The sequence below is a fragment of the Pseudomonas sp. MBLB4136 genome, from assembly GCF_051904765.1.
In the GTDB taxonomy this organism is placed as follows: Bacteria; Pseudomonadota; Gammaproteobacteria; order Pseudomonadales; family Pseudomonadaceae; genus Aquipseudomonas.
Map to the genome: position 1 here is coordinate 1,901,724 of NZ_CP196713.1, position 25,582 is coordinate 1,927,305.

At 61.5% G+C, this 25,582-nt stretch carries 22 protein-coding genes; 21 read left to right on the forward strand and 1 reads right to left on the reverse strand.

All coding sequences use genetic code 11. The features are described 5' to 3' along the window. Window positions 1–3 precede the first annotated feature (3 nt). The 13 genes from ACSX1D_RS08850 (at window position 4) to ACSX1D_RS08910 (ending at window position 15,434) form a co-directional block, all read left to right on the forward strand. Window positions 4–915 carry an enoyl-CoA hydratase gene (locus ACSX1D_RS08850; RefSeq protein WP_439861881.1) on the forward strand — a complete coding sequence of 304 codons (912 nt, stop codon included), beginning with the start codon at window positions 4–6 and terminating at the stop codon, window positions 913–915. Beyond that, window positions 912–2,036 carry an NAD(P)H-dependent flavin oxidoreductase gene (locus ACSX1D_RS08855; protein ID WP_439861882.1) on the forward strand — a complete coding sequence of 375 codons (1,125 nt, stop codon included), beginning with the start codon at window positions 912–914 and terminating at the stop codon, window positions 2,034–2,036. The genes ACSX1D_RS08850 and ACSX1D_RS08855 overlap by 4 nt, the downstream gene beginning before the upstream one ends. Before the next feature lie 8 nt (window positions 2,037–2,044). Continuing rightward, window positions 2,045–2,797: an enoyl-CoA hydratase family protein gene (locus ACSX1D_RS08860; RefSeq protein ID WP_439861883.1), complete on the forward strand. Its 753-nt coding sequence runs from the start codon at window positions 2,045–2,047 to the stop codon at window positions 2,795–2,797. 9 nt (window positions 2,798–2,806) lie between these two features. Beyond that, the gene (locus ACSX1D_RS08865) at window positions 2,807–3,970 is read left to right on the forward strand and encodes an acyl-CoA dehydrogenase family protein (RefSeq protein ID WP_439861884.1); all 1,164 of its coding nucleotides are present in this window, start codon (window positions 2,807–2,809) and stop codon (window positions 3,968–3,970) included. Between the two features lie 10 nt (window positions 3,971–3,980). Next, window positions 3,981–5,039, forward strand: coding sequence for an acyl-CoA dehydrogenase family protein (locus ACSX1D_RS08870; protein WP_439861885.1), 1,059 nt, complete (start codon window positions 3,981–3,983; stop codon window positions 5,037–5,039). 3 nt (window positions 5,040–5,042) lie between these two features. Next, entirely contained in the window at window positions 5,043–6,194 is a 1,152-nt protein-coding gene (locus ACSX1D_RS08875) for an acetyl-CoA C-acetyltransferase (protein ID WP_439861886.1), read from the forward strand. 116 nt (window positions 6,195–6,310) lie between these two features. After that, on the forward strand, window positions 6,311–7,189 hold the full coding sequence (locus tag ACSX1D_RS08880; RefSeq protein WP_439861887.1) for an SDR family oxidoreductase: 879 nt from the start codon (window positions 6,311–6,313) through the stop codon (window positions 7,187–7,189). Between the two features lie 115 nt (window positions 7,190–7,304). Continuing rightward, window positions 7,305–8,186, forward strand: coding sequence for an SDR family NAD(P)-dependent oxidoreductase (locus ACSX1D_RS08885; RefSeq protein WP_439861888.1), 882 nt, complete (start codon window positions 7,305–7,307; stop codon window positions 8,184–8,186). 23 nt (window positions 8,187–8,209) lie between these two features. Next, the gene (locus tag ACSX1D_RS08890) at window positions 8,210–8,671 is read left to right on the forward strand and encodes a nuclear transport factor 2 family protein (protein WP_439861889.1); all 462 of its coding nucleotides are present in this window, start codon (window positions 8,210–8,212) and stop codon (window positions 8,669–8,671) included. A 305-nt stretch (window positions 8,672–8,976) separates the two neighbouring features. Beyond that, the gene (locus ACSX1D_RS08895) at window positions 8,977–10,140 is read left to right on the forward strand and encodes a helix-turn-helix transcriptional regulator (protein ID WP_439861890.1); all 1,164 of its coding nucleotides are present in this window, start codon (window positions 8,977–8,979) and stop codon (window positions 10,138–10,140) included. 348 nt (window positions 10,141–10,488) lie between these two features. Further along, window positions 10,489–11,871 carry a DUF1329 domain-containing protein gene (locus tag ACSX1D_RS08900; protein WP_439861891.1) on the forward strand — a complete coding sequence of 461 codons (1,383 nt, stop codon included), beginning with the start codon at window positions 10,489–10,491 and terminating at the stop codon, window positions 11,869–11,871. Between the two features lie 462 nt (window positions 11,872–12,333). Continuing rightward, window positions 12,334–13,917: a DUF1302 domain-containing protein gene (locus ACSX1D_RS08905; RefSeq protein ID WP_439862288.1), complete on the forward strand. Its 1,584-nt coding sequence runs from the start codon at window positions 12,334–12,336 to the stop codon at window positions 13,915–13,917. Window positions 13,918–14,195: 278 nt separating this feature from the next. Beyond that, window positions 14,196–15,434 carry an NADH:flavin oxidoreductase gene (locus tag ACSX1D_RS08910; protein ID WP_439861892.1) on the forward strand — a complete coding sequence of 413 codons (1,239 nt, stop codon included), beginning with the start codon at window positions 14,196–14,198 and terminating at the stop codon, window positions 15,432–15,434. On the opposite strand, the gene ACSX1D_RS08915 is transcribed toward ACSX1D_RS08910, so the two are convergent. Continuing rightward, the gene (locus tag ACSX1D_RS08915) at window positions 15,427–15,867 is read right to left on the reverse strand and encodes a hypothetical protein (protein ID WP_439861893.1); all 441 of its coding nucleotides are present in this window, start codon (window positions 15,865–15,867) and stop codon (window positions 15,427–15,429) included. The genes ACSX1D_RS08910 and ACSX1D_RS08915 overlap by 8 nt on opposite strands. 252 nt (window positions 15,868–16,119) lie before the next feature. Between ACSX1D_RS08915 and ACSX1D_RS08920 the strand changes: the two genes are divergently transcribed. The 8 genes from ACSX1D_RS08920 (at window position 16,120) to ACSX1D_RS08955 (ending at window position 25,566) form a co-directional block, all read left to right on the forward strand. Next, window positions 16,120–16,905, forward strand: a complete 786-nt coding sequence (locus ACSX1D_RS08920) for an SDR family oxidoreductase (RefSeq protein ID WP_439861894.1) — start codon at window positions 16,120–16,122, stop codon at window positions 16,903–16,905. A 10-nt stretch (window positions 16,906–16,915) separates the two neighbouring features. Continuing rightward, window positions 16,916–17,386: a MaoC family dehydratase gene (locus ACSX1D_RS08925; RefSeq protein ID WP_439861895.1), complete on the forward strand. Its 471-nt coding sequence runs from the start codon at window positions 16,916–16,918 to the stop codon at window positions 17,384–17,386. A gap of 8 nt (window positions 17,387–17,394) precedes the next feature. Then, window positions 17,395–18,603, forward strand: coding sequence for an acetyl-CoA C-acyltransferase (locus ACSX1D_RS08930; protein ID WP_439861896.1), 1,209 nt, complete (start codon window positions 17,395–17,397; stop codon window positions 18,601–18,603). 194 nt (window positions 18,604–18,797) lie between these two features. Continuing rightward, window positions 18,798–19,772, forward strand: a complete 975-nt coding sequence (locus ACSX1D_RS08935) for a WD40/YVTN/BNR-like repeat-containing protein (protein ID WP_439861897.1) — start codon at window positions 18,798–18,800, stop codon at window positions 19,770–19,772. Between the two features lie 10 nt (window positions 19,773–19,782). Continuing rightward, window positions 19,783–22,224 (forward strand): efflux RND transporter permease subunit, encoded by a 2,442-nt coding sequence (locus ACSX1D_RS08940; RefSeq protein ID WP_439861898.1) that lies wholly within the window; start codon window positions 19,783–19,785, stop codon window positions 22,222–22,224. Window positions 22,225–22,417: 193 nt separating this feature from the next. Beyond that, a complete protein-coding gene (locus ACSX1D_RS08945) occupies window positions 22,418–23,659 on the forward strand; it encodes a helix-turn-helix transcriptional regulator (protein ID WP_439861899.1) in 1,242 nt (413 codons plus the stop codon). 277 nt (window positions 23,660–23,936) lie between these two features. Continuing rightward, window positions 23,937–24,704 (forward strand): SDR family oxidoreductase, encoded by a 768-nt coding sequence (locus ACSX1D_RS08950; RefSeq protein ID WP_439862289.1) that lies wholly within the window; start codon window positions 23,937–23,939, stop codon window positions 24,702–24,704. A gap of 22 nt (window positions 24,705–24,726) precedes the next feature. Then, entirely contained in the window at window positions 24,727–25,566 is an 840-nt protein-coding gene (locus ACSX1D_RS08955; RefSeq protein ID WP_439861900.1) for an SDR family NAD(P)-dependent oxidoreductase, read from the forward strand. Window positions 25,567–25,582: the final 16 nt, after the last annotated feature.

The window sequence follows — 25,582 nt, forward strand, 5'->3', positions numbered from 1 at the left end:
AGCATGAGTGACAGCGACAGCGAATTCGTCCTCCGCGAGGACAACGCGGTCTACGAGACCGATGAGCCGGTGCTCTATCAGGTGGCGGACGGCATCGCCACGGTGACCATGAACCGGCCGAGCTTCAATAACGCGCAGAACTCGCAGATGACCTATGCGCTGGACGCTGCTCTGCGCCAGGCCGTCGACGATGATGCAGTCAAGGTCATCGTCTTGCGCGGTGCCGGCAAGCACTTCTCTGCGGGCCACGACATTGGCACCCCGGGACGCGACATCAACAAGCCTTTCGAACGTGCTCACCTGTGGTGGGACCACACCAACAAACCGGGGGGCGAGCAACTCTATGCCCGCGAGCAAGAGGTGTACCTGGGCATGTGTCGGCGTTGGCGCGAACTGCCCAAGCCGACCATCGCCATGGTGCAGGGCGCGTGTATCGCCGGTGGGCTGATGCTGGCCTGGGTCTGCGACCTTATTGTGGCCAGCGATGATGCGTTCTTTCAGGACCCGGTGGTGCGCATGGGCATTCCGGGGGTGGAGTACTTTGCCCACCCCTACGAGCTGAATCCGCGCATCGCCAAGGAGTTCCTCTTCACCGGCGACCGCATGAGTGCCGAACGCGCGTATCAGATGGGCATGGTCAACCGGGTCCTGCCGCGCGACGAACTGGAGGCCGGGACCTATGCCCTGGCCGCCGGCATCGCCAAGCAGCCGCGCATGGGCCTGGCGCTGACCAAGCAGGCGATCAACCATGTCGAGGACCTGCAGGGCAAGCGCACCGCCATGGATGCGGCGTTCGCCTGGCACCACTTCGCTCATGCGCATAACGAACTGCTCTCCGGCGACAAGCTAGGCGGGTTCGACGCGAAAGGCATGGTGCGCGCGAACAAGCGAGCAGTAGGGGAGGACCAGGCATGACGCGTTGGCTTGAGACCCCGCTGACCGAACTCCTGGGATGCCGTTATCCGATCGTGCAGACCGCCATGGGCTGGGTGTCCGACGCCAACCTGGTGATCGCTACCACCAAGGCCGGCGGTTTTGGCTTTCTCGCCGGCGCGACCATTGCCGCCGATCAGCTCGAGGGCGAAATCCAGAAGGTCATTGCGGCCACCGGCGCCAGCAATTTCGGCCTGAACTTCCACATGTTCCAGGAAAATGCGGCGCAGTGCGTCGACCTGGCGATTCAGTACCGCCTGCGCGCGGTCAGCTACGGGCGAGGTCCGGATAAGCAGACCATCGCCCGCTTCAAGGCCGCCGGCGTGCTGTGCATCCCGACCGTAGGCGCGCTCAAGCATGCAATCAAGGCCGTCGAACTGGGCGCCGACATGATCACCATCCAGGGCGGCGAGGGCGGTGGTCATACCGGCGGAGTCCCCAGCTCCATCCTGCTGCCGCAAGTGCTTGCCGCGGTGAAGGTCCCGGTGATCGCCGCAGGTGGTTTCTCCACTGGACGCGGCCTGGCCAGCGCGCTGGCGGCCGGTGCGGCGGGAATCGCCATGGGCACGCGTTTCCTGATGACCAGCGACTCGCCTACGCCGCCCAGAACCCTGGAGCGTTACCTGCGGGTCGCTGACCCGCAGCGAGTGCGTGTGACCCTTGCGGTGGACGGCATGCGCCATCGGATGATCGAAAACTCGTTCATAGATCGCCTGGAACAGGCCGGGCCACTAGGCCGCCTGCGCATCGCCCTGCGCAGCGCCTGGCAATGGAAGCAGCAGACCGGCATGAGCCTGGGCCACATGCTCAAGGTTTTCTGCCAGGCCCTCAAGGAAGATCCGGGCGCAGTCTCGCAGACCGTTATGGCGGCCAACCAGCCGGTGTTGCTGCAGCGCTCCATGGTCGATGGCTTCCCCGATGAGGGCATCTTGCCCAGCGGCCAGGTCGCCGCGGCCATCGGCGAGCTGAAGAGCTGCCAGCAGGTGATCGAGGAGATCGCTACGGAGGCGGATGACTGCCTGCAGGCCTTGTTCTTGCGCCACATGCCGCTACCGACCAATTCCGACCAGCCGGCCATGCAGGATTGGCCATTGCCAACCTAGGAGCAAAGATGACAAGCGCATTTCAGATCGAAGTTGAGAATGGCATCGCCGAGTTGGTGATCGCCAAGCCGCCGGTAAATGCCCTGGACAGTCACGAGTGGCTGGCCCTGGCGCAACATATCGACGCACTGGGTGCCGATGAGGCTGTGCGGGTGATCGTCATTCGTGCCGAGGGCCGGGGTTTCTGCGCGGGCGTCGATATCAAGGAGCTGGATGCCCATCCCGAGCGAATCGTCGCGGTCAACGCCGGCAACTATGCCACCTTCAAGGCCGTGCATCGCAGCCCGGTTCCGGTCATCGCTGCGGTCCACGGCTTCGTGCTGGGTGGCGGTATCGGCATCACCGGTGCAGCCGACATCGTGCTCGCTTCCGAGTGCGCGACCTTCGCCTTGCCGGAAGTAGATCGTGGCGCCATGGGTGGCGGCGCACACCTGCAGCGCCTGTTTCCGGTTCAGAAGGTGCGCTACCTGTTCTTCACCGGGGAAAAGATCGGCGCCCCTGAGGCGGCCCAGTACGGATTCATCGAGCGGGTGGTACCGCGCGAGCAGCTGCGCGAAACCGCGCTGGAGATCGCCGCCAAGATCGCGGCCAAGAGTCCGTCGATGATCCGCATCGCCAAAGAAGCCCTGAACGGCATCGAGGACGGCAACCTGGAAGACAAGTATCGCTGGGAGCAGGGCTTCACGCTGCAGGCCTACACCAGCCCGGATTCGGCGGAAACCCGTCGGGCGTTCGTCGAAAAACGCGACGCGAAGTTCTGAGGAATTACCATGGAACTGACCTATACCCCCAAGCAACAGGCCTTCCGTCAGGAAGTGCGGGCCTGGCTGGCCGCCAACCTGCCATCCGAGCCGCTGGCCAACTACGACACCCGTGAGGGCTTCGAGCAGCACCGCGCCTGGGAGGCGAAGCTGTTCGACAGTCGCCTGTCGATGGTGATGTGGCCGACCGAACTGGGCGGCCGCGGCTGCGACCTGATCGAGTGGCTGATCTTCGAGGAGGAGTACTACGGCGCCGGTGCACCGATGCGGGTGAACCAGAACGGCCAGTTGCTGCTCGGCTCGACTCTGATGGAGTTCGGTACCCAGGAGCAGAAGCAGCGTTTTCTGCCGCGCATGGCGGCCAGCACCGATATGTGGGCCCAAGGCTGGTCCGAGCCGAATGCCGGATCGGACATGGCGGCGATCACCAGCAAGGCGCGCCGTGAGGGTGACCATTACGTGATCAACGGCCAGAAGACCTGGTCGACCCGGGCCATTTTCGCCGACTGGCTGTTTGGCCTGTTCCGCAGTGACCCAGCCTCCAGCCGCCACCATGGCCTGTCGTTCTTGTTGGTGCCGCTGGATGCGCCGGGCGTGACCATTCGCCCGATCAAGGCGCTGAACGGCAAGGATGCCTTCGCCGAGGTGTTCTTCGACGACGTTCGCGTACCGGTGGAAAACCGCATCGGTGATGAGGGCCAAGGCTGGCATGTGGCGATGGCCACCGCCGGCTTCGAGCGCGGCTTGCTGCTGCGCTCACCGGCACGCTTCCAGGCCACCGCACGCCGGCTGGTGGAGCTGTACAAGGCCAATCGAGACAGCGCGGATCGCGATCCGAGTATCCGCGATGCGGTGATCGACGCCTGGAGCGGGGCCGAAGCCTATGCGCTGTCTGCCTATCACACGGTCGGTCGACTCAGCCGGGGCGCGCAGATCGGTGCCGAATCCAGTACCAACAAGATCGTCTGGTCGGAGCTGGATCTGAAGATGCACGAAACCGCGATGCGCATCCTCGGTGCGCGTGGCGAGCTGCTGGCCAGCGCACCGGCAGCCGGAGACGCGGCGGGTTGGCTGGAGGGTTTCCTGTTCGCCCAGGCCGGTCCGATCTACGCCGGTACCAACGAAATTCAGCGCAACATCATCGCCGAGCGCATGCTCGGCCTGCCGAAGTAAGGAGCGGGCCATGGATTTCACTTTTACCGATGACCAGCTCACCTTCCGTGAGGCCATCAGTCGCTTCCTGATGACCGAGGCCGCGCCGGAGATGCTTCGCGAGATTTGGGAAACCGATGCCGGGCGCTCGCCCGAGCTGCGCAACAAGATTGCCGAGCAGGGGCTGACCGCGCTGTCGGTACCGGAAGAGTTCGGCGGACTGGGCATGGATGACATCGCCTGGGCGCTGATGACCCAGGAGCTGGGCTACTACGCCATTCCCGACTCCATGGCTGATACCGCATATGTGGGCGCCGGCCTGCTCAACGGCTTGCCGGTCGAGAGCCAGGCGCGGCAAACCTGGCTGCCGCGCATAGCCGACGGCAGCCTGAGGCTGGCGATTGGCCATCCGGTTAACCCGCTGGTCAGCGATGCGGCAGTCTCCGAATTGCTGTTGCTGGCCCATGGCGACGAGGTGCATGCGCTGACGCGTGATCAGGTCGATGTGGAGGCTAATCCGAGTATCGACTCCTCGCGCCGCCTGGGCCGAGTCAGCTGGACGCCCCGCCCGGAAACCTTGCTGGCCAGCGGCGAGCGGGGCCAGGCGCTGTGGGCCGAAACGCTGAACCGTGGCGCCCTGTCGGTGGCCGGGCAGCTGCTGGGACTGGCCCAGCGGATGCTGGATCTGTCGGTGGACTATGTCGCCCAGCGTAAGCAGTTCGGCAAGCCGATCGGCAGCTTTCAGGCAGTCAAACACCACTTGGCAGATGTCGCCACCAAGATCGAGTTTGCCAAGCCGGTGCTCTACCGCGCCGCTCACGCGTTGGCCAAGGGCGAGCGACGCGTGGATCTGTACGTGTCCCAAGCGAAGCTGGCCTGCAGTGAAGCCAGCTGGTTGGCCGCGCGCCATGGCATTCAAGTGCATGGTGCCATGGGTTACACCTGGGAGGTCGACCTGCAGATGTTCATGAAGCGCGCCTGGTCCCTGGATGCCTCCTGGGGTGATCGAGCCCTGCACAAGTCCCGTGTCGCTGCCTATGTGCTCGGCGACGGCGCGCAACTCGGTCCTGGCCATACCTTCGAGGAGTAACCCATGCCCCAAGCTTATATTGTCGACGCCCTGCGCAGCCCCACTGGCAAGCGCAAGGGCAGCCTGGCCCATGTCCACGCCATCGACCTGGGTGCCCATGTCCTGAAGGCGCTGGTCGAACGCAATGCCATTCCGGCGGAAGACTACGATGACGTGATCTTCGGCTGTGTCGATACCATTGGCTCGCAGGCCGGCGACATCGCTCGCACCAGCTGGTTGGCAGCCGGTCTGCCGTTGACCGTTCCCGGTACCACGGTGGACCGCCAGTGCGGCTCCTCGCAGCAGGCCGTGCATTTCGCCGCCCAGGCGGTGATGAGCGGTATGCAGGACGTAGTGGCCGTGGGTGGTGTGCAGACCATGACCCAGATCCCGATTTCCTCGGCGATGCTGGCGGGCCAGCCGCTTGGCTTCGCCGATCCGTTTTCCGGCAGCAAGGGCTGGCAGGCACGCTTCGGGGATCAGCCGGTCAACCAGTTCTACGCAGCGCAGCGCATTGCCGATCACTGGCAGCTCAGCCGCGAGCAGATGGAAGCCTTTGCCCTGCAAAGCCATCAGCGCGCCCTGGCGGCCATCGAACAGGGCCGCTTCGCCCGCGAGATCGTTGCCTGCGAAGGCCTGGATTTCGACGAAACGCCGCGGGTAACCAGCCTGGAGAAAATGGCCAGCCTGGAAGCGGTAGGTAGCGAGTACCCGTCGATCACCGCCGCCGTCTCGAGCCAGACCTGTGACGCTTCGGCCGCCTTGCTGGTGGTCTCGGAGGCGGCGCTGAAACGCTACAACCTGACGCCGCGGGCGCGCATTCATCACCTCTCGGTGCTGGGCGACGATCCGATCTGGCATCTCACCGCCCCCATTGCGGCCACCCGCGCGGCGCTGAAGAAGGCCGGCATGCGCATGGACGAGATCGACCTGGTGGAGATCAACGAAGCCTTCGCCTCGGTGGTCATGGCCTGGGCCAAGGAGCTGGACTATGACCCGGCCAGGACCAACGTCAATGGCGGCGCCATCGCGCTCGGCCACCCCCTGGGCGCCACCGGCGCCCGCTTGATGACCACCTTGCTCCACGAGCTCGAGCGCACGGGCGGTCGTTATGGCCTGCAGACGATGTGCGAAGGCGGCGGGCAGGCCAACGTCAGCATCATCGAGCGCTTGTAGAGCCTGTGCCCGCTCTGGCGTAACCAGCGCCGGAGCGGGGCGTCGGCGTGCAGACAAGCAGAAGCATTGAGCAGGCGAGCCCTTTGCTCGCCGCTAACCAGATCAGGAGACTACAGATGGCTATATGTTCGGGACGCACCGTGATCATCACCGGCGCTGGCGGCGGGCTAGGTCGCGCCTACGCGCTGGCCTTCGCGGCCGAGGGTGCCAACGTGGTGGTCAACGACATTCGTCAGGCCGCAGCCGAAGAGGTGGCCCGCGAAATTCGCGCGGCCGGTGGTCAGGCGATCGCCAACTCCGATGACATCACCAAACTGCAAAGCGCGCAGCGCATCGTCGACGCCGCGCTGGAGGTATTCGGCGAGGTGCATGTGTTGGTCAACAACGCCGGTGTGCTGCGCGATCGCATGTTCATCAGCCTCAGCGAAGAGGACTGGGACACGGTGATGAACGTGCACCTCAAGGGGCACTATTGCCTGGCCAATATTCTCGGCCGCCGCTGGCGCGACCTGGCCAAGGTCGGCACTCCGGTGGACGCACGCATTATCAACACCAGCTCCGGCGCCGGCCTGCAGGGCTCTATCGGGCAGTCGAACTATTCGGCGGCCAAGGGCGGCATCGCTTCGCTGACCCTGGTCCAGGCGGCAGAGCTGGCCCGCTACGGTGTGACCGCCAACGCTCTGGCCCCCGCAGCCCGGACCTCGATGACCGAGAACGCAATGCCCGATGTGGTCAAGAAGCCTGAAGATGACAGCTTCGATGCCTGGGCACCGGAGAACGTGGCGCCCTTGGTGGTTTGGCTGGGCAGCAGTCAGTCCAAGCATGTCAGCGGCCAGGTGTTCGAAAGTCAGGGTGGGCGTATCTCCCTGGGCGACGGCTGGCGCACCGGTGTGACCCGTGACAAAGGGGCGCGCTGGCAAGTAGGCGAAGTCGGTGCAGCCGTCGACCAAATTCTCGCCGAAGCACCCAAGGCGCAGAAGGTCTGGGGTTCATAAGCGCCTGCTCAAGGTCCTGCTGCGCGTCGGCCATACGGCGTAGGTGACGCGCTCAGAAGCCGCTTCACTGCGTTGCACCTAACTTTCCCGAGTCCAAGCAGAAAAGGAATTACTGATGCACACAGCCAGATCACAGGGAGTTGCCCTGGTCACAGGAGCCAGCCGCGGGGTCGGGCAGGGCATCGCACAGGCATTGGGTGCTGCCGGGATGACGGTGTACGTCACGGGGCGCAGTGCGCGCGAGGGCGACAGTCGGTTTCGCGGCCAGACTCTGCATGGAACGGTATTCGACAGCGCGCAAGCGGTGACCGATGCCGGTGGGCAGGGGGTCGCGGTGCTCTGTGACCATGGCGATGATGTCCAGGTTCAGGCGCTCTTGGCACGTATCGAGCGTGAGCAAGGGCATCTGGATGTACTGGTCAACAACGCTGTCTACATCGATGACTCGCTGATCGAGCCCGGCCCATTCTGGGCCAAGCCTCTGGCGCAGGCTGACATTCTGCAAGTGGGGCTGCGCTCGGCCTATGTGGCCAGCTATTACGCCGCACCGTTGCTGCTCAAGGCTCAGCAGGGCCTGATTGCCTTTACCTCCTCCTACGGCGCCGGTTGCTACATGCACGGCCCAGCTTACGGTGCGCAGAAGGCGGGTTGCGACAAGATGGCTTATGACATGGCGGTCGATTTCGAAGGCATGGGCGTGGCCGTCGTCTCGTTGTGGCTGGGTGTGCAACGGACCCAACGCACCGAACTCGCCGCCCTGCGCCGTGGTGACGCCTACGGGCGGTTCATGCAGCGCAGCGAAAGCCCGCTGTTCGTCGGGGAGGTCGTCCACGCACTTTGGCGGGACCCCGATCTACCTCGTCTGTCCGGCCAGACCCTGATCGCAGCCGAACTCGCGCAGCGTTACGGTATCCGTGACGCAGGCGATCGCCAGCCACCGTCCTGGCGCGAGATGTTGGGTGCGCCGCGGGCGGTGCATCCGGCGCGGGTCATTTGAGGCAGTAGTACAAGGGGGTAGTTATGGATCTGCAGCAGCGCATCGCCCGGCTTGAAGCATTGGAAGCCATTCGCCAGCTGAAACATCGCTATCTGAACGCCTGTGACCTCAAGGAGGTCGAGCGTATTCGGGAGTGCTTTGCCGAAGGACCGGTGGAGATCGACTACGGACCTTTAGGCTGTTTCGACAACCGCGATGATTTTATCGAGCTGTACAGCCGCCTGGCCTGCCAACCGCGCGTGATGGACAGTCACCACGGCGCCAACCCGGAAATCGACGTGCTGAGCGAGGACGAGGCGCAGGCGCGCTGGGCGCTCGGCTACTTTAATCTGGATGCGGAATCCGGCGCCACGCGCCAGTTGGGTGTCGTCTACCAGGATCGTTACCGCCGCATCGAGGGGCAGTGGAAGATCGTAGCAACGCAGTCGCGGGTTATTTCCGAGGTGTGCGGCCAGCATCAGACACAAGCCCCGGTCATCGCTTAGCCGGCCGCAAGAATAACGGTCGCCGCTGTCGCGGTTGGGTTTGCACGGTACTCCGGCAGCCTGCTCGGCTCCCGGTGAAGATATCGGCCTGTGTTTGTCGCCGGCTTCGTCCATGGTGTAGTGGCGCTGTGAATGGCGCGCGATGATTTTTGGCTCAGGTAAAAACCAGGGCCGGCGCAATGCCGGCCTTGTTCCTGCTGGCCTGAGTCCAGAGCCCCCAATCGACGCATGGCGCCGTCGCTGAAGTTCGGGGGCGGAAAATAAAGGGAAGGTCGCAGGGCCTTACCCCAAGCAAGGAGAAGCCTGTGGAGAATACCGCGCCAGGTACTCAGGTGCTGTCCGACATGAGCATGGCCGAATACGATCAGATCATTGGCCAGATATACGATTCGGCGTTCGATACCCGGCGGTTAGTCTTGGCACTGCGCCAGATACGCCGTCTATTCAAAGCCAACTTTGTGGCCTTGATCTTGCGGTCGCCGGACGAGGGGCACATTTCGCCCATGATCGTCGCCGGGAATGTCGATGGCGAGGGCGAAATCACCGACTACACCTACTATCACGACAGCGAGCCCTTTTGCAGCCTGCCCATCGATCAGGTATTCACTATAGAAGATATCATGAGCGAGTCCGAGTGGACGCGAACGGCCTATTACCTGTTCAACTGTTGTCCCTATGACGCCTATCACCTGCTGGGTGTCGATATCTCGACCCCGGACGGAGGCAAACTGCGTTTTCGTATCAGCCGTCCCGAGAGCGATCCGAAGTTTTCCGCTTCCGCGCGGGCCATGTGCAAAGCGCTGGTCCCGCACTTGCGCCGCGCCCTGCACATGCATTTCTTTCTGGATCGCAGCGAGTCGCTGGGCAATCTGTATTCCCAGGCCGTCAGCCGTCTGTCGGTGGCCACTTTGCTGCTCGACAAGAACGGCCGCGTGCTGCAGTTCAATCCTGTGGCTCGGGAGATTCTCGACAGCAACGACGGGGTGAAACTGGTCGGTGGCCGCCTGGAAGCCACCTATCCGAGCGATAACCGTGAGTTGCAGCGCCTGGTGCGCCGGGCGCTTTCCCGCCATGGCCAGGATGGTACGAGCGTGGCCGAAGCGATATCGATCTCTCGGCCTTCCGGGCGGGTGAGTCTTGGGGTGGTGGTCGAGCCGATTCCATCTCACGAACTACTGATGGATGGCAAGGGCCAGCCAGCCGCCGTGGTGTATATCCGCGATGCGGTGGGCAAGTCGCTGGTCAGCAGCGCGATGATCAAACAACTGTATAACCTGACGCCGGCGGAAACCTGTTTGGCCCTTGAGCTGGCCAACGGTCTGTCGCTGGAAGAGGCTGCCGAGCTCCTCAATATCCGGCATAACACCGCCCGTGCGCACTTGCGTGCGATCTTTTCCAAGACAGGTGTGCGCCGGCAGACCGAGCTGGTGCGGATCATGCTCAATAGCGTGGTGGCTCTGGGAGGGTAAACCCGCCTGGCATCGCAGAAATCCCCGCGCCGCGCCTGATGTGACGCAGGCGTCGTCTGCTTCGCGCCTGAGCTCACCCGCCCCCCCCTGCGCACGGGTTATCGCATCGTCCGCGTGGACGATGTTGCCAGTCCTAGGCCCTCTCGATACTGAGTCACCGCTAGCCGATGGCGGTGTCAAACAGGGGCATAACAATAATGACACATGCGTATTTCCATCCTCCGCTAGGCACTCGTCGTAGCAATGGCCACGCCGCGGCCGCGCGGTCTGATACCTCGCCGATCCCATCAGGGCTAAACGTTATCTGTGGGCAGGCGCTGGCCGTCGATTAATAACAAGGAGAAAAGCATGCGACGTAATTACCAAATTGGTTTGTGTTTGAGCGCAGCATTAGCACTGCAAAGCTATAGCGCACTGTCCTTCGGGCAAGCACCTTCTGATCAAATTGCACGATTAGGCAAGGATCTGACTTGCGTCGGGGCGGAAAAAGCTGGAAATGCCGACGGCAGCATTCCCGAATACAGCGGGAAATGGTTGGGTGTGCCACCGGGGGTGAAATTTGACGGAACAGGCAAACATCCGGTAGATCCATACCCCGATGAGGAGCCCCTGTTTGTGATTACTGCGCAGAACATGGCGCAATACGCGAATCATCTGTCGGACGGCCAGAAGGCTCTGTTCAAGCAGTATCCGCAGACTTTTCAAATCCCGGTCTATCCCTCGCACCGCGACTTCCGTTTTTCCGACACGGTTTGCCAAGCGACTCTAGAGAACGCGTCGGTGGCCAAGCTGGTTGACGAGGGTGAGGGCGTAGTGGCACGCACCGGAGGCTTCGCTTTCCCGATTCCCCAAACGGGCATTGAACTGCTGAAAAATGCGTCGTTGTTTACTGTGCGAGCATGGACTGAAGAGCTTGTCTCTGATAATGCCTACGTCCTCGGTAGTGGCAAGATCAACTGGGGCCGTGTGCACTCGCGCAACATGGCTCCTGGGCTAGAGCCGGGGCGCATCGGCAACACCGTTGGCAATTCATCGTTTTATCTGAACGTAACCCTGTTGCCGCAACGCGACAAAGGCGAGATCAACACGGGTACAGAGTACTGGAACGACAAGCGTGAGCCGCGTCAGAGCTGGCGCTATGACCCGGGTACCCGGCGGGTTCGGCAGTCACCCGGCTATGGCTTCGATATGTCATTTCCGGGAACCGGAGGTTCGATTACTGTCGACGAGGTGCGTATTTTCAACGGCTCTGCCCAGCGCTTTGACTGGAAGATCGTCGGCAAGCGCGAGATGTACATTCCATACAACACCGCGCGGCTGCACTCCGAAAAGCTCAAGTACGCAGACATGCTGACCCCTGGGCACATGAATCCGGACAATATGCGTTACGAGCTGCACCGTGTCTGGGAGCTGGAAGGCAACCTGAAGCCGGGTTATCGCCATCTATACGGCAAGCGCAAGATGTATATCGATGAGGATACCTGGTTCCCAATCATGGCCGACAACTACGATACCCGTGGTGAGTTATGGCGTACCTCGATGCTCAACTACTTCTACGCGCCTGAAGCCCAAACCTGGCAGGCGGGTGTTGGTCTCTATCATGACCTGGATGCCTCGAGCTACCTGGCTTTCAACCTGGTGAACGAGCAGCGCAATGCTTACTTCCTGAACAAGGGTGGCATGTCAGCCCGCGACTTCGGTCCTGAGGCCGCGCGGCGCTTAGGCCAGTAAGAGTCACGTGGGTCGAACTCAAGGCAATGCCTCGGCCCGTGCCGGCGAGATAACAGGGCCGATCATGCGATAGCGCTGTCTGCGCCGGCTCTCGGTCAACAGTTCTGGATATGACGTGCGTTGTTGATTCGTCGGCACGACGACACCCGTCGTGCGGCATGTCGAACACATTACGAACGGGTCCACGCAGGGCGCAGGCTGCGGGAGTTCATTGCGCCCCAACTGTAGCTATCACCTAACTGGAGCGGGCTAAGCCAAACGGGTGAAGCGTCGGCAGCGTCTGCTTGTTCACACTGATATGGCTACTGTAGCTCTAGGCTGCGGACATGATGCTGTACGGCTTGGAAACGCTCTACAGCAATAAAAAACAATAAGGAGAAGGGCATGTTTAGGCTAGTAAATAGTGCTTACCGGGGAGCGACCAAGCGGCGGGCTCCTTGCCTGCTGAGTCTCGCGGTGGCCATGGCCAGTGGCTCGGCAATGGCCGGGCCGACCATTGAATTGGGCGAGAACACCACCTTGGAGTCGGCACTGACGGTCAACTATACGGCGTCGATGCGGACCGCCAAGCAGGCGAGTGAATACCTCAATAATATTAACAATGACGACGGCACGCGCAATTTCAAGCGCGGCTCGATGATCAACAATCGAGTGAGCCTGTTCGGCGAACTGCTACTCAAGCATGACAACCTCGGCGCAGTGCTGCGCGGCAGCCATTTCTATGACGACGTCTACCATAATCGCAATGCCAACGATTCGCCGGAGACTGTGAACAAGGTCGGCCGGCACGACGCTTTCACCAGTGAGACCCGCCGCCTTAGCGGCAGCAAGGCGCGTCTGCTGGACGCCTATGTCTACGGCAACTTCGACGTCTTCGACGATCAGTATCTATCGGTCAAGGCGGGGCGTCATCTGCTAGCCTGGGGCGAAAGTCTGTTTTGGCCGAACATCAGCCAGGGCCAGGCGCCTGTCGATGCCACCAAGTTCAACGTGCCGGGCACCGAAGCCAAGGATGCTTACCTGCCGGTCGGGCAGGTCTCCGGATCCTGGTCGCTGAATGATGACCTGGCACTGGTCGCCTTCTACCAGTACGACTGGGAAGAAACCGAGCTCAACCCGGTGGGCGACTATTTCGGCAGCGACTTCTTCGGTCCTGGCGCAGAGTTTTTTCGTCTGAGTGCTGGAGCAATCGACACCCTGCCGGACAAGACATTCACTGGGGTTAATTTTGCCGGGGACGTCAAACCAGGCAATAGCGGTCAGTGGGGAGTGGGCTCGCGCTACCGCCTGACCGAAACCACCGAAGTCGGCTTGTTCCACTACCGTTACCATGAGCGCGTCGGCGCGCTGTTCTTCGATTTCACCGGGCAGACCCAGTATTCCTCGCTGAAAGCCATTGGCAAGCAGGCCAGCCCAGCCAGCGCACCCTCGTACAAGCTGGGTTATTTCGATGACGTCGAACTGACCGGGATCAGCTTCAGCTCCAAGCTCGGCGACGCCGTACAGTTCGCCGGAGATCTGAGCTACCGCGACGGTGCGGCAGTCTATCTGGATAACGGGGCGCCGACCCGCGGCCAGCTGCTTCAGGGCAACCTGAACGCCTTGTATATCCTCGGCCCAAGCCCGATCGCCCATCAGACCACCTTGTTGGGTGAGGTGACGCACCAGCGTATCGAGGGCGTTGATGACCTGACCATTACCGGTGGTGGCCCGGGGATAGACGGCACCTTCGATAACTTCGAGTTCGAAACCCAGACCCGCGGCTCGACGCTGCTGGGTATCGGGGCCTTTTTCGACTACCCATCGGTCTTCGACGGCTGGGACCTGACCACCAAGGCGATCTGGACCCAGAACGTCGATGGCAGTGCTTTCATGGGGATGGGACGTGATGAGAAGCGTATGACTGTAGGCGCGGACTTCAAGTACCTGGGCAACTTCCAGGTCGGAATGACCTATGTCGGTTACCTCAGTTCGCCGGACGTCGCTCAAGGTCGCACCCTGGCTGACCGCGACTACCTGTCGTTCAACGCCAAGTACACCTTCTGACCAGGCTGGCCGCGAGGCCTCGCCTGTCGATCCGGTCGTCCTCGCGCTCTTCTGATGGCGATGAGCGGTGGTTTGTTGGGGGGGGCAGCGATGCCCCCCCTGCTTACAGGGGTGTCTGGCGCTTAACGCCTGGCCCATCCGTTGGCCTTATCGATTCATTCGGCTTGGTTCATGAAGGTTTTCTTCTGCCCGTAGCCAGGCCTCAACCGTGCAACCGGTTGTGCCTGCGTTTGCGGGCCGTACCACAACTTGAACAATAAGTATGGGGCGTCGTGTCTATGAAAAAAGCTCAGCCCGTTTCTCCGTCGCCTTTTACTCCGTTGACCGTCGGCCCGCTGACTCTGAGAAATCGCTTTATCAAGGCCGCCACCAACGAAGGCATGGCGCCAGGGGGGATTCCTTCCAAGCAGCTGGTTAGGTTCCACGAGTCGATGGCCGCTGGCGGTGTGGGTATGACTACATTGGCCTATTGTGCCGTGAGCCCGGATGGCCGCACTCTGCCTGGCCAGATCGTTCTCAACGAAGAGACGCAACCCCATCTGCGCGTGCTGACTGATGCTGTGCACCAGCATGGCGCTGCCGCTTCGGCGCAGATTACTCACGGTGGCTGCTTTACCTTCATTCGCGAGCGGGCTACGCCGCGACCGTTGTCGGCCAGCGGCGGCTTCAACAAGGTCGGATTGATGAGTGGCATGTTTCGCAAGCAGGCAATGAGCGACGCCGACATGCAGCAGGTCGCCGACGAGTTTGTGCGTGGCGCGCGCTTGGCTCGTGAATCCGGCTTCGATGCGGTGGAGTTGCACATGGGGCATGGCTACCTGCTTAGCCAGTTCATTTCGCCGCTGTACAACAAGCGTCGCGACCAGTACGGCGGCAGCCTGGACAATCGCCTGCGCTTTCCTGCCCTGGTGCTGCGCCGAGTACTGGATGCCGTGGGAAAGGATCTCGCAGTAGTGTGCAAGTACAGCATCACTGAAGGCGTGCGCGGCGGCCACAAGGCCGAGGATGGTGCGGCCATCGCGCGGATCCTGGAGCGCGAGGGTGCGCATATGCTGGTATTAAGTGCGGGGATGAACGTGGAATCGATCACCACCATGTTCGGCTCCTCCTTTCCTAAGGAGAACCGGGTCAGCACCGGCAACCCGCTCATCGCCACGGCTATGTTTCTGCAACGCCTGACCGAGCCAAAGGTGGATTTCCGCGAACTGTACCTGCTCGAACACGCCCGCAAGGTGCGCGCCGCGGTGAAGTTGCCGCTGGCTTATCTGGGGGGGGTGAAGAGCCTACAAAGCATCGAACAGGTACGGGGTGAAGGTTTCGACGCTGTGGCCCTGGGACGCGTGCTGATCGCCGAGCCGGATTACGCCAACAAGCTGGCCGCCGGCGCAAGCCGCGACTCGATCTGTACCTCGTGCAACCGCTGCGTGGCGATGATGTACACCCCGGGCGGCACCTCCTGCGTACTCGGCCAACCCGGCAATGCACGGCTCAATGCCCAGCCGGCTGCAGTCACATGACATTGCCGCAGAAGAGATCCAGGTTCCCGTCCATCGGGCCCGCGCGTACCACAAGGGCATAAGCGCCAGCGCGCAGTTCACTCAACGTGACGGGGACTCGTCTCCAAAATTGCCAGGGTGGCCGCTTGGAGGCGAAGTCTGCGCTCAACGTCTGGTTCATTGCATAAGCCGGTTCCGGGCCAAGCTGCTGGCAAGAGCCGGGGTAGATATAGGTGTACAGATGGACAGGTCGTGTAGTTCCGCTCGGCACCCCACCGACGACAAACGAGATTGCTGTCTCGTTGCCGGCCGGGGTCAATGAAGCTTGGGCAATATGCCCGGCATTGTGCGCTGTAGCGGTCAGAGAGACGTCGACTATCTGTTCAGGTTTTGTGGTGCAACCTGAGGTCCACCCAACCGCTACCACCAACGCCAACCAAGATACTCCGTTCATCACAGGTCTCCTGATGTAAAGGAAGCGTTGCAGCAGTCCCCCTGTGAATTCTAGCTGATGCAGGGTCCAGGGCCTGAGCCTCGAAGAATACATGGAGTTCAGACTTGCCTGACGGTATTCGTTGCCGGTTGTCCTGTTCATCTCGAGACCAATACCCAGGCGTTTTCCCGACCCCGTCCGTTTTGACGATGTAGCCGCTGGTCCCAGGCCCTATACCTATGCCCATCCTGTTTATCATCAGAGGTCTACATCGTGAATCAAGCCCCTCCCTACGTACCGGGCCACCAGTTGCTCGCCGGAAAGTCAGTCCTCATTACCGCTGCGGCGGGTGCGGGCATCGGTTATGCGGCGGCTAAGCGCTGTGCCGAAGAAGGTTGTCGCGCGTTGATGATCTCGGATGTTCATCCGCGCCGCCTGGAGGAGGCGGTTGAACGCCTCAAGGCGGAAACCGGGCTCAAAGAGGTCTACGGCCAGCTGTGCAACGTGACCGTAGAGCAGGAAGTTCAGGCGTTGGTGGCGGCCGCCGAAGAAATCCTCGGCGGCGTCGACGTACTGATCAACAACGCCGGCCTCGGCGGCCAGAAGCGCGTCACCGAGATGACCGACGAGGAGTGGCTGCGGGTCATCGACATCACCTTGACCGGCACCTTCCGCATGACCCGGGCGATGTTGCCGCACATGGAAGCCCGTGGTCACGGCGCCATCGTCAATAACGCCTCGGTGCTCGGCTGGCGCGCGCAAAAGGAACAGGCGCACTACGCCGCGGCCAAGGCCGGGGTGATGGCGCTGACCCGCTGCAGCGCCCTGGAAGCAGCCGAGTCGGGTGTGCGCATCAATGCGGTGGCGCCGTCAATCGCCCTGCACGAGTTCCTCAAGAAAGCCTCCAGCGAAGAACTGCTGGCCAAGCTGGCGGAGAAGGAAGCCTTCGGCCGGGCGGCCGAGGTTTGGGAGGTCGCCAACGTCATGATCTTCCTCGCCAGCGACTACGCCTCCTACATGGTTGGCGAAGTGCTCCCAGTCAGTTCGCAGCAAGCCTAAGGAGACCGTTATGAGCACAGTATTTAGCAGCGCCGCACAGATGCTCGGCGCCGTCGGTCTGCAGCTTGGCTGCACCGAGTGGCTGACGATCACCCAGGAGCGGGTCAACCTGTTTGCCGAGGCCACGGGCGATCACCAATGGATTCATGTTGACCCTCAGCGCGCCGCCGAAGGCCCCTTTGGGGGGTGCATCGCCCATGGTTACCTGACGATGGCCCTGGCCAACCTGTTTATGCCGCAGCTGATGCGCATCGAGAACCTGGCCATGGGGGTCAACTACGGCAGTGATCGCGTGCGCTTTCCGGCTGCAGTCAAAGTCGGTGCGCGTGTGCGCGGGCGCGGCGAGGTGCTGCGCGCGGAGACCATCAGCGCGACGGTGCAGCTGACGGTGCGCATCAGTATAGAGATCGAGGGCGAGGAACGCCCAGGCTGTGTGGTCGACACCATCAGCCGCTACTCCTTCAACCCTATTGCCGACTGAGTGTGAACATGGACATGAATGAAGTTGTGATCGTTTCTACCGCGCGCACGGCGCTGGCCAAGTCGTTCCGTGGCTCCTTCAACGATACCGAGGCGCCTGTGCTGGGCGGCCATGTGGTGCGCGCCGTGGTCGAACGCGCCGGTATCGAGCCGGGGGCGGTGGAGGATGTGATCATGGGTGCCGCGGTGCAGCAGGGTACCCAGGCCTATAACATCGGTCGCTTGTGCGCCTATACCGGCGGCTTGCCGGACACCGTGCCGGGGATGGCCCTGGACCGTATGTGTGCATCGGGTCTGATGAGCATCGGGGTGGCGGCCAAGAGCATTCTTACCGGCGAGATGAACATCGCCATCGCCGGTGGTGTCGAGTCGCTATCGCTTACCCAGACCAAGCACAAGAATACCTACCGTGCCCAATCGGAGGCTGTGCTGGAATGCATGCCGAGCGCCTATATTCCGATGCTGGAGACCGCCGAGATCGTCTCGAGGCGCTATGACGTCAGCCGGGCCGCTCAGGACGAGTACGCCTTGCAGAGCCAGCAGCGAACCGCTGCTGCGCAACTGGCCGGTCTGTTCAAGGAGGAGATCGTACCCCTGGCCGCACGCAAGCTGTGTTTTGACAAGGAAGGCAAACCCAGCGGCCACGAAGATGTGCTGGTTGAACGAGACGAATGCAACCGCCCATCCACAAAGCTGGAAGATCTGGCTGCGCTGAAACCGGTGTGGAAGGACGGCAAGTGGATCGAACAGGGCGAGTTCATCACCGCCGGCAACGCCTCGCAGTTCTCGGATGGCGCCTCGGCCAGCCTGTTGATGAGTCGCGCCGAAGCCAAGCGTCGGGGGATTCGTCCAATCGGAATCTACCGCGGTATCGCCGTCGCCGGCTGTGCGCCGGAAGAGATGGGTATCGGGCCGGTGGTGGCCGTGCCCAAACTGCTCAAGCGTTTCGGCCTGACAGTCTCGGATATCGATCTGTGGGAGATCAATGAAGCCTTCGCGTGCCAGGTGCTGCATTGCCGCGACGCCCTGGGGATCGCCAGCGAGCGCCTGAACGTCAACGGGGGGGCCATTGCCATCGGCCATCCGTTCGGGATGTCCGGGGCGCGTATGGTCGGACACAGCTTGCTCGAGGGACGTCGCCGTGGCGCCCGGTTCGTCGTGGTGTCGATGTGCATCGGTGGCGGCATGGGCGCTGCGGGCCTGTTCGAGCTCTGCTGAGCGTGGTAACCGGCTGCATGGTTCGGGGGCTTAGGCCATATGGACGATGTGCCCAGGACTGTGCAGACGGACTATCGGGACAAGCAGCTGCGCCGAGCCTGCGTCAGGCTCGACTGCAGCAATAATGACAATAACAAGAGGATCGACAGTGTGAAGACCGTCGAACAGCCATGCCTTTCAGCTTGGAGCCGGCCATGCGTCAGCTGATTGCCTACCTGATGTGCGCCATAGTTGCGGCGGCCATCGTCTTCAGTTTCTCGCCACGCGCGCCAGAGGCGCCGCTCGCCACGCAGTCGAACTCGCAAAGACTGCAGATCAACGGCCTGCTGAACCTTGAAAAACGTCAGGTGGCAGTCGGTGAGCGCGGATCCATTCTTTACAGTGACGATGACGGCGCCAGCTGGCGTGAGGCCGTGGTTAAGCCGCAGCGTCATCTGACCCTGACCGCGCTGACGGCCCTGTCCGCGGAGCATTTGGTCGCAGTTGGCCATGATGGCTGGATCCTCTACTCACAAGATGCGGGCGCCACCTGGCAGGAGGCCAGTTATGACTCCGAGACGGGTGAGCCTCTTCTTGGCTTGTGGAGTGCCGACAGTACCCAGGTGCTGGCCTTCGGTAGTTTCGGCAAGTTCTACCAATCGACTGACGGCGGGCGAACCTGGCGGGCTCTGCCGCTGGAAGTGGACAGTGCCCACCTTAATAGCATGGACGGCGGTCGCGACGGTCGACGCATGCTGGTCGGCGAACAGGGGCTGGTGTTAAGAACCTTTGACGACGGCAAGCATTGGCAGGCCCTGACACCCTTCTACAACGGCTCGTTGTTTGGCGTGGTACGCCTGACCGAAGATCGCTGGGTGACTTATGGTATGCGCGGTCATGTGTTTGTCAGCGACGATTTCGGCGGTACCTGGGAACCCGTGGAAACCGGTCAGAAGGCTCCTCTGTACGGCCATGCACTGCTTCCGGAAAAGGCTGGCGTATTGCTGGTCGGGGCTGCAGGTTCACTGGTTCACCTGGACGCGCGTGGTCGCTATGTCAGCGCAGAACGCCTGAGCGGACTCGGTACCTTGACTTCAGCCGTCGTGATCAACGGGCGGCAGTTGCTGGTGGGTGGCGAGCAAGGGTTGAGTCAGAGTAGCAATAGCAGCATCGCTGTATTGACGAAGTAAGGGGCTAGCAATGAAGCAAGGTAAATCCTGGATAGATCGAAAAGTCGAGGCTTGTGCTGATCTGCTGATGGCCCAACGCAAATTCCTGCTGACGGTGTTTCTGTTGCTGACCCTGGGCTTGGGTTACAGCGCGACCCACACGCAACTGGATCCGGGTTTTAACAAGCAGATACCGGTGCGGCATGAGTACATGCTCAATTTCTTGAATTTCTCGCAGTACTTCACCGGAGCCAACCGCTTTCTGGTGAGCGTGCGCTGGAAAGGCGAGGGTGACATCTACAACCCGGAGTTCCTCGATACCCTGCGCAAGGTGACCGACGATGTGTTCTTTATCTCGGGTGTCAGCAGGGCCAGCGTGACCTCGCTGTTCACTGCCAATGTGCGCTACATCGAAATTACCGAAGACGGTTTCTTTGGTGACGTGGTAGTTCCCCCGCGCTTTACCGGGTCTGTCGAGGATCTGGCTCAGGTGCGCGGCAACGCCGCTCGCTCCGGACAGATTGGCCGTCTGGTTGCCAATGACCTGCGCTCGGCACTGGTGCGTGCTGACCTGCAGGACCTCGATCCGAAAACCGGCAAGCCGGTGTCCTATGTCGATGTCGCTCGGCATCTGGAGGATATCCGGGCGAAGTACGGCAGCGAAAACATCGAAATCAACATAGTGGGTTTCGCCAAGCTGGTCGGCGACGTTGTGGAAGGGCTGAACGTTGTCATCGCGTTCTTCTTCGTGGCCTTCGTGATTACAGCCCTGTTGCTCTGGGTCTATTCGCGTTCGCCGCGACTGACCGTCGTCGCGCTGTTGGTGGCCCTGCTACCGGTCGTGTGGCTGCTAGGTCTGCTGCCGCTACTGGGACTCGGTATCGATCCGATGTCCATTCTGGTGCCCTTCCTGATCTTTTCTATCGGCGTCTCCCACGCCGTGCAAATGACCAACGCCTGGAAACACGACATTCTCGGCGGTAGCGATTCGGTGCAGGCGGCGCGTACAGCCTTCTGCAAGATATTCATCCCCGGCTCGCTGGCATTGCTGATGAATGCTTTGGGCTTTGCCGTGATCATGCTGATCGATATTCCGATCGTGCATGAGCTCGGCGTGACGGCGTGCATCGGCGTCATGCTGATGATCATCACCAACAAGCTGATGTTGCCGATCATCCTCACTCATCTGACGCTGGAGCGACGCGCTCTGCAGCTCGGACCCGTGACCTCCCAGGGCAAGCATCCGCTGTGGTGGAAACTGTCGGCCCTGGCCGAGCCGCGTGCTGCGCTGTTGGTCTTCGCCGTGAGCCTGGTCCTGCTGGGTGCCGGTGCGTTCAAGGCGCGCGATCTGGCTGTCGGGGACATCGGAGCGGGCGCTCCGGAGCTGCGGGCGGACTCACGCTATAACCAGGACAACCACAATATCGTCAGCAGTTACTCAATCGGCCTCGATGTGCTGACGGTGTTTGTCGAGGCACAGGGAACGGAAGAAGCCTGTCTATCGCCGGCAGTAATGCGGGCGGTTGAGGCTTTTGATTTTCAGATGCGCAAGGTGGCTGGCGTTCAGTCGGTACAAAGCGTGGCAGGAATGGGGAAGGTGGTGATTGCCGGCAACAATGAAGGCAACCCGCGCTGGGCCGCTATTCCTGGCTCTTCCCGGGGCTTGAGCCAGGGTTCTCGCGCCTATCTGCCGGATGATGGGTTGGTTACTGACGGCTGCCAGCAGATGCAGATTCTGGTGTTCCTCACTGATCATGAGGGGGCGACACTGTCCCATGTGCTCAAGGAAGCCAAGCGTGTTATTGCCGAGGTACAGGTTCCCGAAGCCAAGTTCCTGCTGGCGGGAGGAAATGGCGGGGTGATGGCGGCCTCGAACGAGGCCGTAAAGCGTGCGGAAATTCTCATGCTGTCAGCGCTGTTCGGTTCGGTAGGGCTTTTCTGTTGGCTGACTTTTGCTTCGCTGCGTGCCGTATTGTGCATTCTGGTGCCCCTGGCCATCGTAGCGATTCTGTGCAACGCGTTGATGGCTCTGCTCGGTATCGGGCTGAAGGTCGCGACGCTCCCGGTAATGGCCCTGGGGGTTGGGGTTGGCGTGGACTATGGAATCTATCTGTATGAGCGTATTCAGCATGAGATGGCGGAGGGGGCTGATCTCCGTCAGGCCTTCTACGAAGCCATGTGCCAACGCGGCACGGCGGCAGTGTTCACCGCGTTGACCATGTCGATCGGCGTCGGTACCTGGGCCTTTGCGCCATTGAAGTTCCAGGCTGACATGGGGGTGCTGCTGTCTTTCATGTTCCTGGTCAACGTGCTGGGGGCAATTTTCCTGCTGCCAGCGCTGGCTGCCTGGTTTAACCGTGGCCGTCCATTGGTGGCGGTCAAGGCGAAACAGGTGAGCGACTCGCAGCAAACGCAGTTGGCTGCACAGAAACCTCTGGCCAAAAGTGTCGACCTTCCAAGCGTCGTGAGTTGAGCCGTCAGCGTCTACGCTGCGTGCCCCGATCTGGCAAGAGGCGGCCCGCTGTACGTTGGGCAATCTTGCCACTTGGCGCAGGCGAGGAGAGTATGCTTCTAGCTATTGGTCAACCACAGCTAGACCCATCCTGACCGAGGGTAAACAGCAGCAGGATCAGCTTATGTGGCTGATTCAGGTGAGGTGAACACGTATGGAGAAACCCACTTTGAGCGAGCAAGTTCTGCAGGGCATGGGGATGAGCCTGGGCGAATATGATCGGGTCATAGGCGAGATTTATGACGGTGCGATAGAGCCCAAGCAGATGGCGCAGACACTGCGCCATCTACGCACGCTGTACCAGGCCAACTACGTCACTTTGATCCTTAGAGTGCCCGATCAGCCTGATTTCAGTCTGATGATTGTCGCCGGGGAAATAGCCGGCGAGGGGGAAGTGACTTATCAGGTCTATCGCCAGGCCGAGACGCCGTTCACCAATCAACCGCCCGACCAGGTGTTCACCGTCGATGACGTCATGAGCCGCTCCGAATGGGATCGGTCGGCTTACTTTCAGAGCTACTGTGCACCGCAAGGCGTTTATCACGTGATGGGTGCAGATATCTCCACGCCCGATGGCGGCAAGCTGCGTTTTCGTATCACCCGGCCGAAATCTGCCCCGAACTTCTCGGCTGAAGAACGCGCGTTCTGCCAGATGCTCCTGCCTCACATACGTCGCGCTCTGCATATGCACAACTTGCTCGATCGCAGTGAATCCCTGAGCGAGTTGTATTCCCAGGCGATCAGTCGGTTGTCCGTCGCGACTATCGTGCTCGATGAAAATGGCAGCGTGCTGCGGATCAATCCTGTGGCCCAGGAAATTCTCGACGCCTCCGATGGTTTGAAGCTGGTGGGCGGTCGACTGGAGGCCACCTACCCAAGTGATAATCGTGAGCTTCAGCAGTTAATACGCAATGCTTTCGCCAAAGAAAGTCATGAGGGCGGAGGTTCAGCCGAGGCAATGTCGGTGGCGCGCCCGTCGGGCCAGGTCAGTCTCGGCTTGGTCGTAGAGACAATCCCCTCCTTGGAGTGGGCGGAGGGCAAGAGCAAGCCTGCAGCAGTTGTATACATCCGTGACGCTGTCGGTAAATCGCTGGCCAGCGAAGTCATCACCAAGCAGCTATTCAATCTGACCCGTGCTGAAACTGCATTGGCCATGGAGTTGGCCAATGGCCTCTCTTTGGAGGAGGCCGCCGAGGCGCTGAACATTCGTCGAAATACAGCCCGTGCGCACCTGCGCTCGATCTTTTCCAAAACCGGTGTGCGGCGCCAGACCGAACTGGTGCGCATCATGCTAAACAGCGTGGTCGCCTTGGGAAAGTCACCCCCCCTGGCGACGTTGGGTAATGCCGAGAAGCCAGGGTTGCAGATTGTTCCACCCGCGCGCCGAAGTGCCTAAGGGGCCGCTTAGAAGGCGCATTTCTTTGCTGCAAACGACAAGCCCCGGGCGCTATACGCGCTTGGGGCTTGTGCATTCTGGCCATGGATCATTCACCCTGATTCGAGCGCTGTGGCACACGCCATAGTCCGGGCAGACGATGCGATCGCTCGAGTCTGCTGCAAATACTTAAACCTCAATCAAATACAGTTCGATGCCGCCTGGCCAACCCTCCGCGTTCGGTGAGTCCTAGGCCGGTACTGCGAACTTGAGATTCACCTGATTAAGGAGAAGCATGATGCCAGTTACAGCTGTTACGGGTTCCGCTTCCGGAATAGGCGCCGCGGTTTGCGCAACTTTGCGTGCCGCAGGGCATCGGATTATCGGAATCGATCGCGCTGAGGCGGACGTCATCGCCGATCTGTCCAACCATGCAGGACGTCAGGCGGCTATTGCAGCTGTACTTGAGCGTAGCGGTGGGACGCTGGATGGATTGGTTTGCTGCGCCGGGGTAGGCGTAACTGCGCCCTCTAGTGGCCTTATGTTGGCGGTGAACTACTTTGGCGTCAGCGAGCTGCTCGACGGCCTGGCATCAGCCTTGGTCAATGGCTCGAGTCCTGCGGCCGTGGTCATCGGTTCGGTAGCCTCGACGATGGCCAATGCCGAGCAGCAACCAATGGTCGAGGCCATGCTGGCGGGTAACGAGAGCCAGGCCCTGGAGCTTGCCAATAGCTTGAACCAGCCGCATGTGGCATACGCCTGCTCGAAGTACGCCATTACCTGCGACGTTCGGCGGCGCGCCGTCACCTGGGGCAAACAGGGCATTCGGCTCAATGCGGTGGCGCCCGGTGCCGTTGAGACACCTTTGCACCAGGCTGCTCTCGATGACGCACGCTTCGGTCAGGCGGTTCGCCAGTTTGTCGCGCCTTTGGGGCGTGCCGGTCATTCCGAAGAGATCGCCTCACTGGTCGGGTTCTTGCTGTCGGATCAGGCCAGCTTCATTCATGGCGGCGTTTTCTTCGCTGACGGCGGCATGGACGCCATGGCGCGTCCCGCGCGCTTCTGAAGGTCTTTAGATAGGAGTGATCATGACTCAGGTGGCTTTCATTACCGGCGCCAGTCGCGGCATTGGCCGGGAAACGGCATTGGCTTTCGCTCGAGCCGGGTTCGATGTCGCAATCAGCGCACGAACCCTGGATGAGGGGGATAGCCATGCCCACTCACTGCGTAACGCCGACGGCTCAGCACTGCCCGGTAGCCTTAACGCTACCGCCGGAGAGATCCGCGCCCTCGGGCGCAAGGCGCTGGTCGTGCCTATGGACCTGCTCGACAGTGCCTCTGTCCATGCCGCTAGCGCCGCAGTATTCGCCGAGTTCGGTCGCGTCGACGTGCTGGTCAACAACGCCATCTACCAAGGCAGCGACCTGAATCTTCCATTCCTGGAGTTGCAGCCCGAAACGCTGGAACGGGTGTTCCAGGGCTATGTGCTGACCCCGTTCCTGCTCACCCGTGCCGTGGTTGCCGGCATGCTGGAGCAGGGCGGGGGCGTGGTGATCAATGTCACCTCCGGTGCCGGCGAGAGCGATCCGCCTGTGGCGGCGGGCAAGGGGGGCTGGGGCTATGCCTACGGTGCTGGTAAGGCTGCCGTTTCGCGTCTATCCGGCGTACTTGCTACGGAACTGGGCGAGTCGGGGATTCGTGCTTACACGATCAATCCTGGGGTGGTAACCACCGAAGCGCTCAAGGCCACCATCGGAGACAAGGGGGTGATTGCCTTGCGCGCCGGTTCGGCGCCGCCCGAAGTGCCGGCTGCGGTGATGCTCTGGTTGGCCACGGCAGAGCAAGCAGTCGACTACCAACGACGGACCATCGCTGCGCAGCCGTTCGCCCTGGAGCACGGCATAGTACCCGACTGGCGGCACACCTGAGTCCCTGCGGCATGCC

Bases quoted from the DNA above. Each gene is read 5' to 3' on its own strand.
- ACSX1D_RS08875 (WP_439861886.1), top strand. From the start codon at position 5,043: ATGCCCCAAGCTTATATTGTCGACGCCCTGCGCAGCCCCACTGGCAAG.
- ACSX1D_RS08930 (WP_439861896.1), top strand. From the start codon at position 17,395: ATGGACATGAATGAAGTTGTGATCGTTTCTACCGCGCGCACGGCGCTG.
- ACSX1D_RS08905 (WP_439862288.1), top strand. From the start codon at position 12,334: ATGGCCAGTGGCTCGGCAATGGCCGGGCCGACCATTGAATTGGGCGAG.
- ACSX1D_RS08865 (WP_439861884.1), top strand. From the start codon at position 2,807: ATGGAACTGACCTATACCCCCAAGCAACAGGCCTTCCGTCAGGAAGTG.
- ACSX1D_RS08925 (WP_439861895.1), top strand. From the start codon at position 16,916: ATGAGCACAGTATTTAGCAGCGCCGCACAGATGCTCGGCGCCGTCGGT.
- ACSX1D_RS08910 (WP_439861892.1), top strand. From the start codon at position 14,196: ATGAAAAAAGCTCAGCCCGTTTCTCCGTCGCCTTTTACTCCGTTGACC.
- ACSX1D_RS08880 (WP_439861887.1), top strand. From the start codon at position 6,311: ATGGCTATATGTTCGGGACGCACCGTGATCATCACCGGCGCTGGCGGC.
- ACSX1D_RS08850 (WP_439861881.1), top strand. From the start codon at position 4: ATGAGTGACAGCGACAGCGAATTCGTCCTCCGCGAGGACAACGCGGTC.
- ACSX1D_RS08950 (WP_439862289.1), top strand. From the start codon at position 23,937: ATGCCAGTTACAGCTGTTACGGGTTCCGCTTCCGGAATAGGCGCCGCG.
- ACSX1D_RS08915 (WP_439861893.1), bottom strand. From the start codon at position 15,867: ATGAACGGAGTATCTTGGTTGGCGTTGGTGGTAGCGGTTGGGTGGACC.
- ACSX1D_RS08935 (WP_439861897.1), top strand. From the start codon at position 18,798: ATGCGTCAGCTGATTGCCTACCTGATGTGCGCCATAGTTGCGGCGGCC.
- ACSX1D_RS08885 (WP_439861888.1), top strand. From the start codon at position 7,305: ATGCACACAGCCAGATCACAGGGAGTTGCCCTGGTCACAGGAGCCAGC.
- ACSX1D_RS08855 (WP_439861882.1), top strand. From the start codon at position 912: ATGACGCGTTGGCTTGAGACCCCGCTGACCGAACTCCTGGGATGCCGT.
- ACSX1D_RS08890 (WP_439861889.1), top strand. From the start codon at position 8,210: ATGGATCTGCAGCAGCGCATCGCCCGGCTTGAAGCATTGGAAGCCATT.
- ACSX1D_RS08955 (WP_439861900.1), top strand. From the start codon at position 24,727: ATGACTCAGGTGGCTTTCATTACCGGCGCCAGTCGCGGCATTGGCCGG.
- ACSX1D_RS08945 (WP_439861899.1), top strand. From the start codon at position 22,418: ATGGAGAAACCCACTTTGAGCGAGCAAGTTCTGCAGGGCATGGGGATG.
- ACSX1D_RS08860 (WP_439861883.1), top strand. From the start codon at position 2,045: ATGACAAGCGCATTTCAGATCGAAGTTGAGAATGGCATCGCCGAGTTG.
- ACSX1D_RS08900 (WP_439861891.1), top strand. From the start codon at position 10,489: ATGCGACGTAATTACCAAATTGGTTTGTGTTTGAGCGCAGCATTAGCA.
- ACSX1D_RS08870 (WP_439861885.1), top strand. From the start codon at position 3,981: ATGGATTTCACTTTTACCGATGACCAGCTCACCTTCCGTGAGGCCATC.
- ACSX1D_RS08940 (WP_439861898.1), top strand. From the start codon at position 19,783: ATGAAGCAAGGTAAATCCTGGATAGATCGAAAAGTCGAGGCTTGTGCT.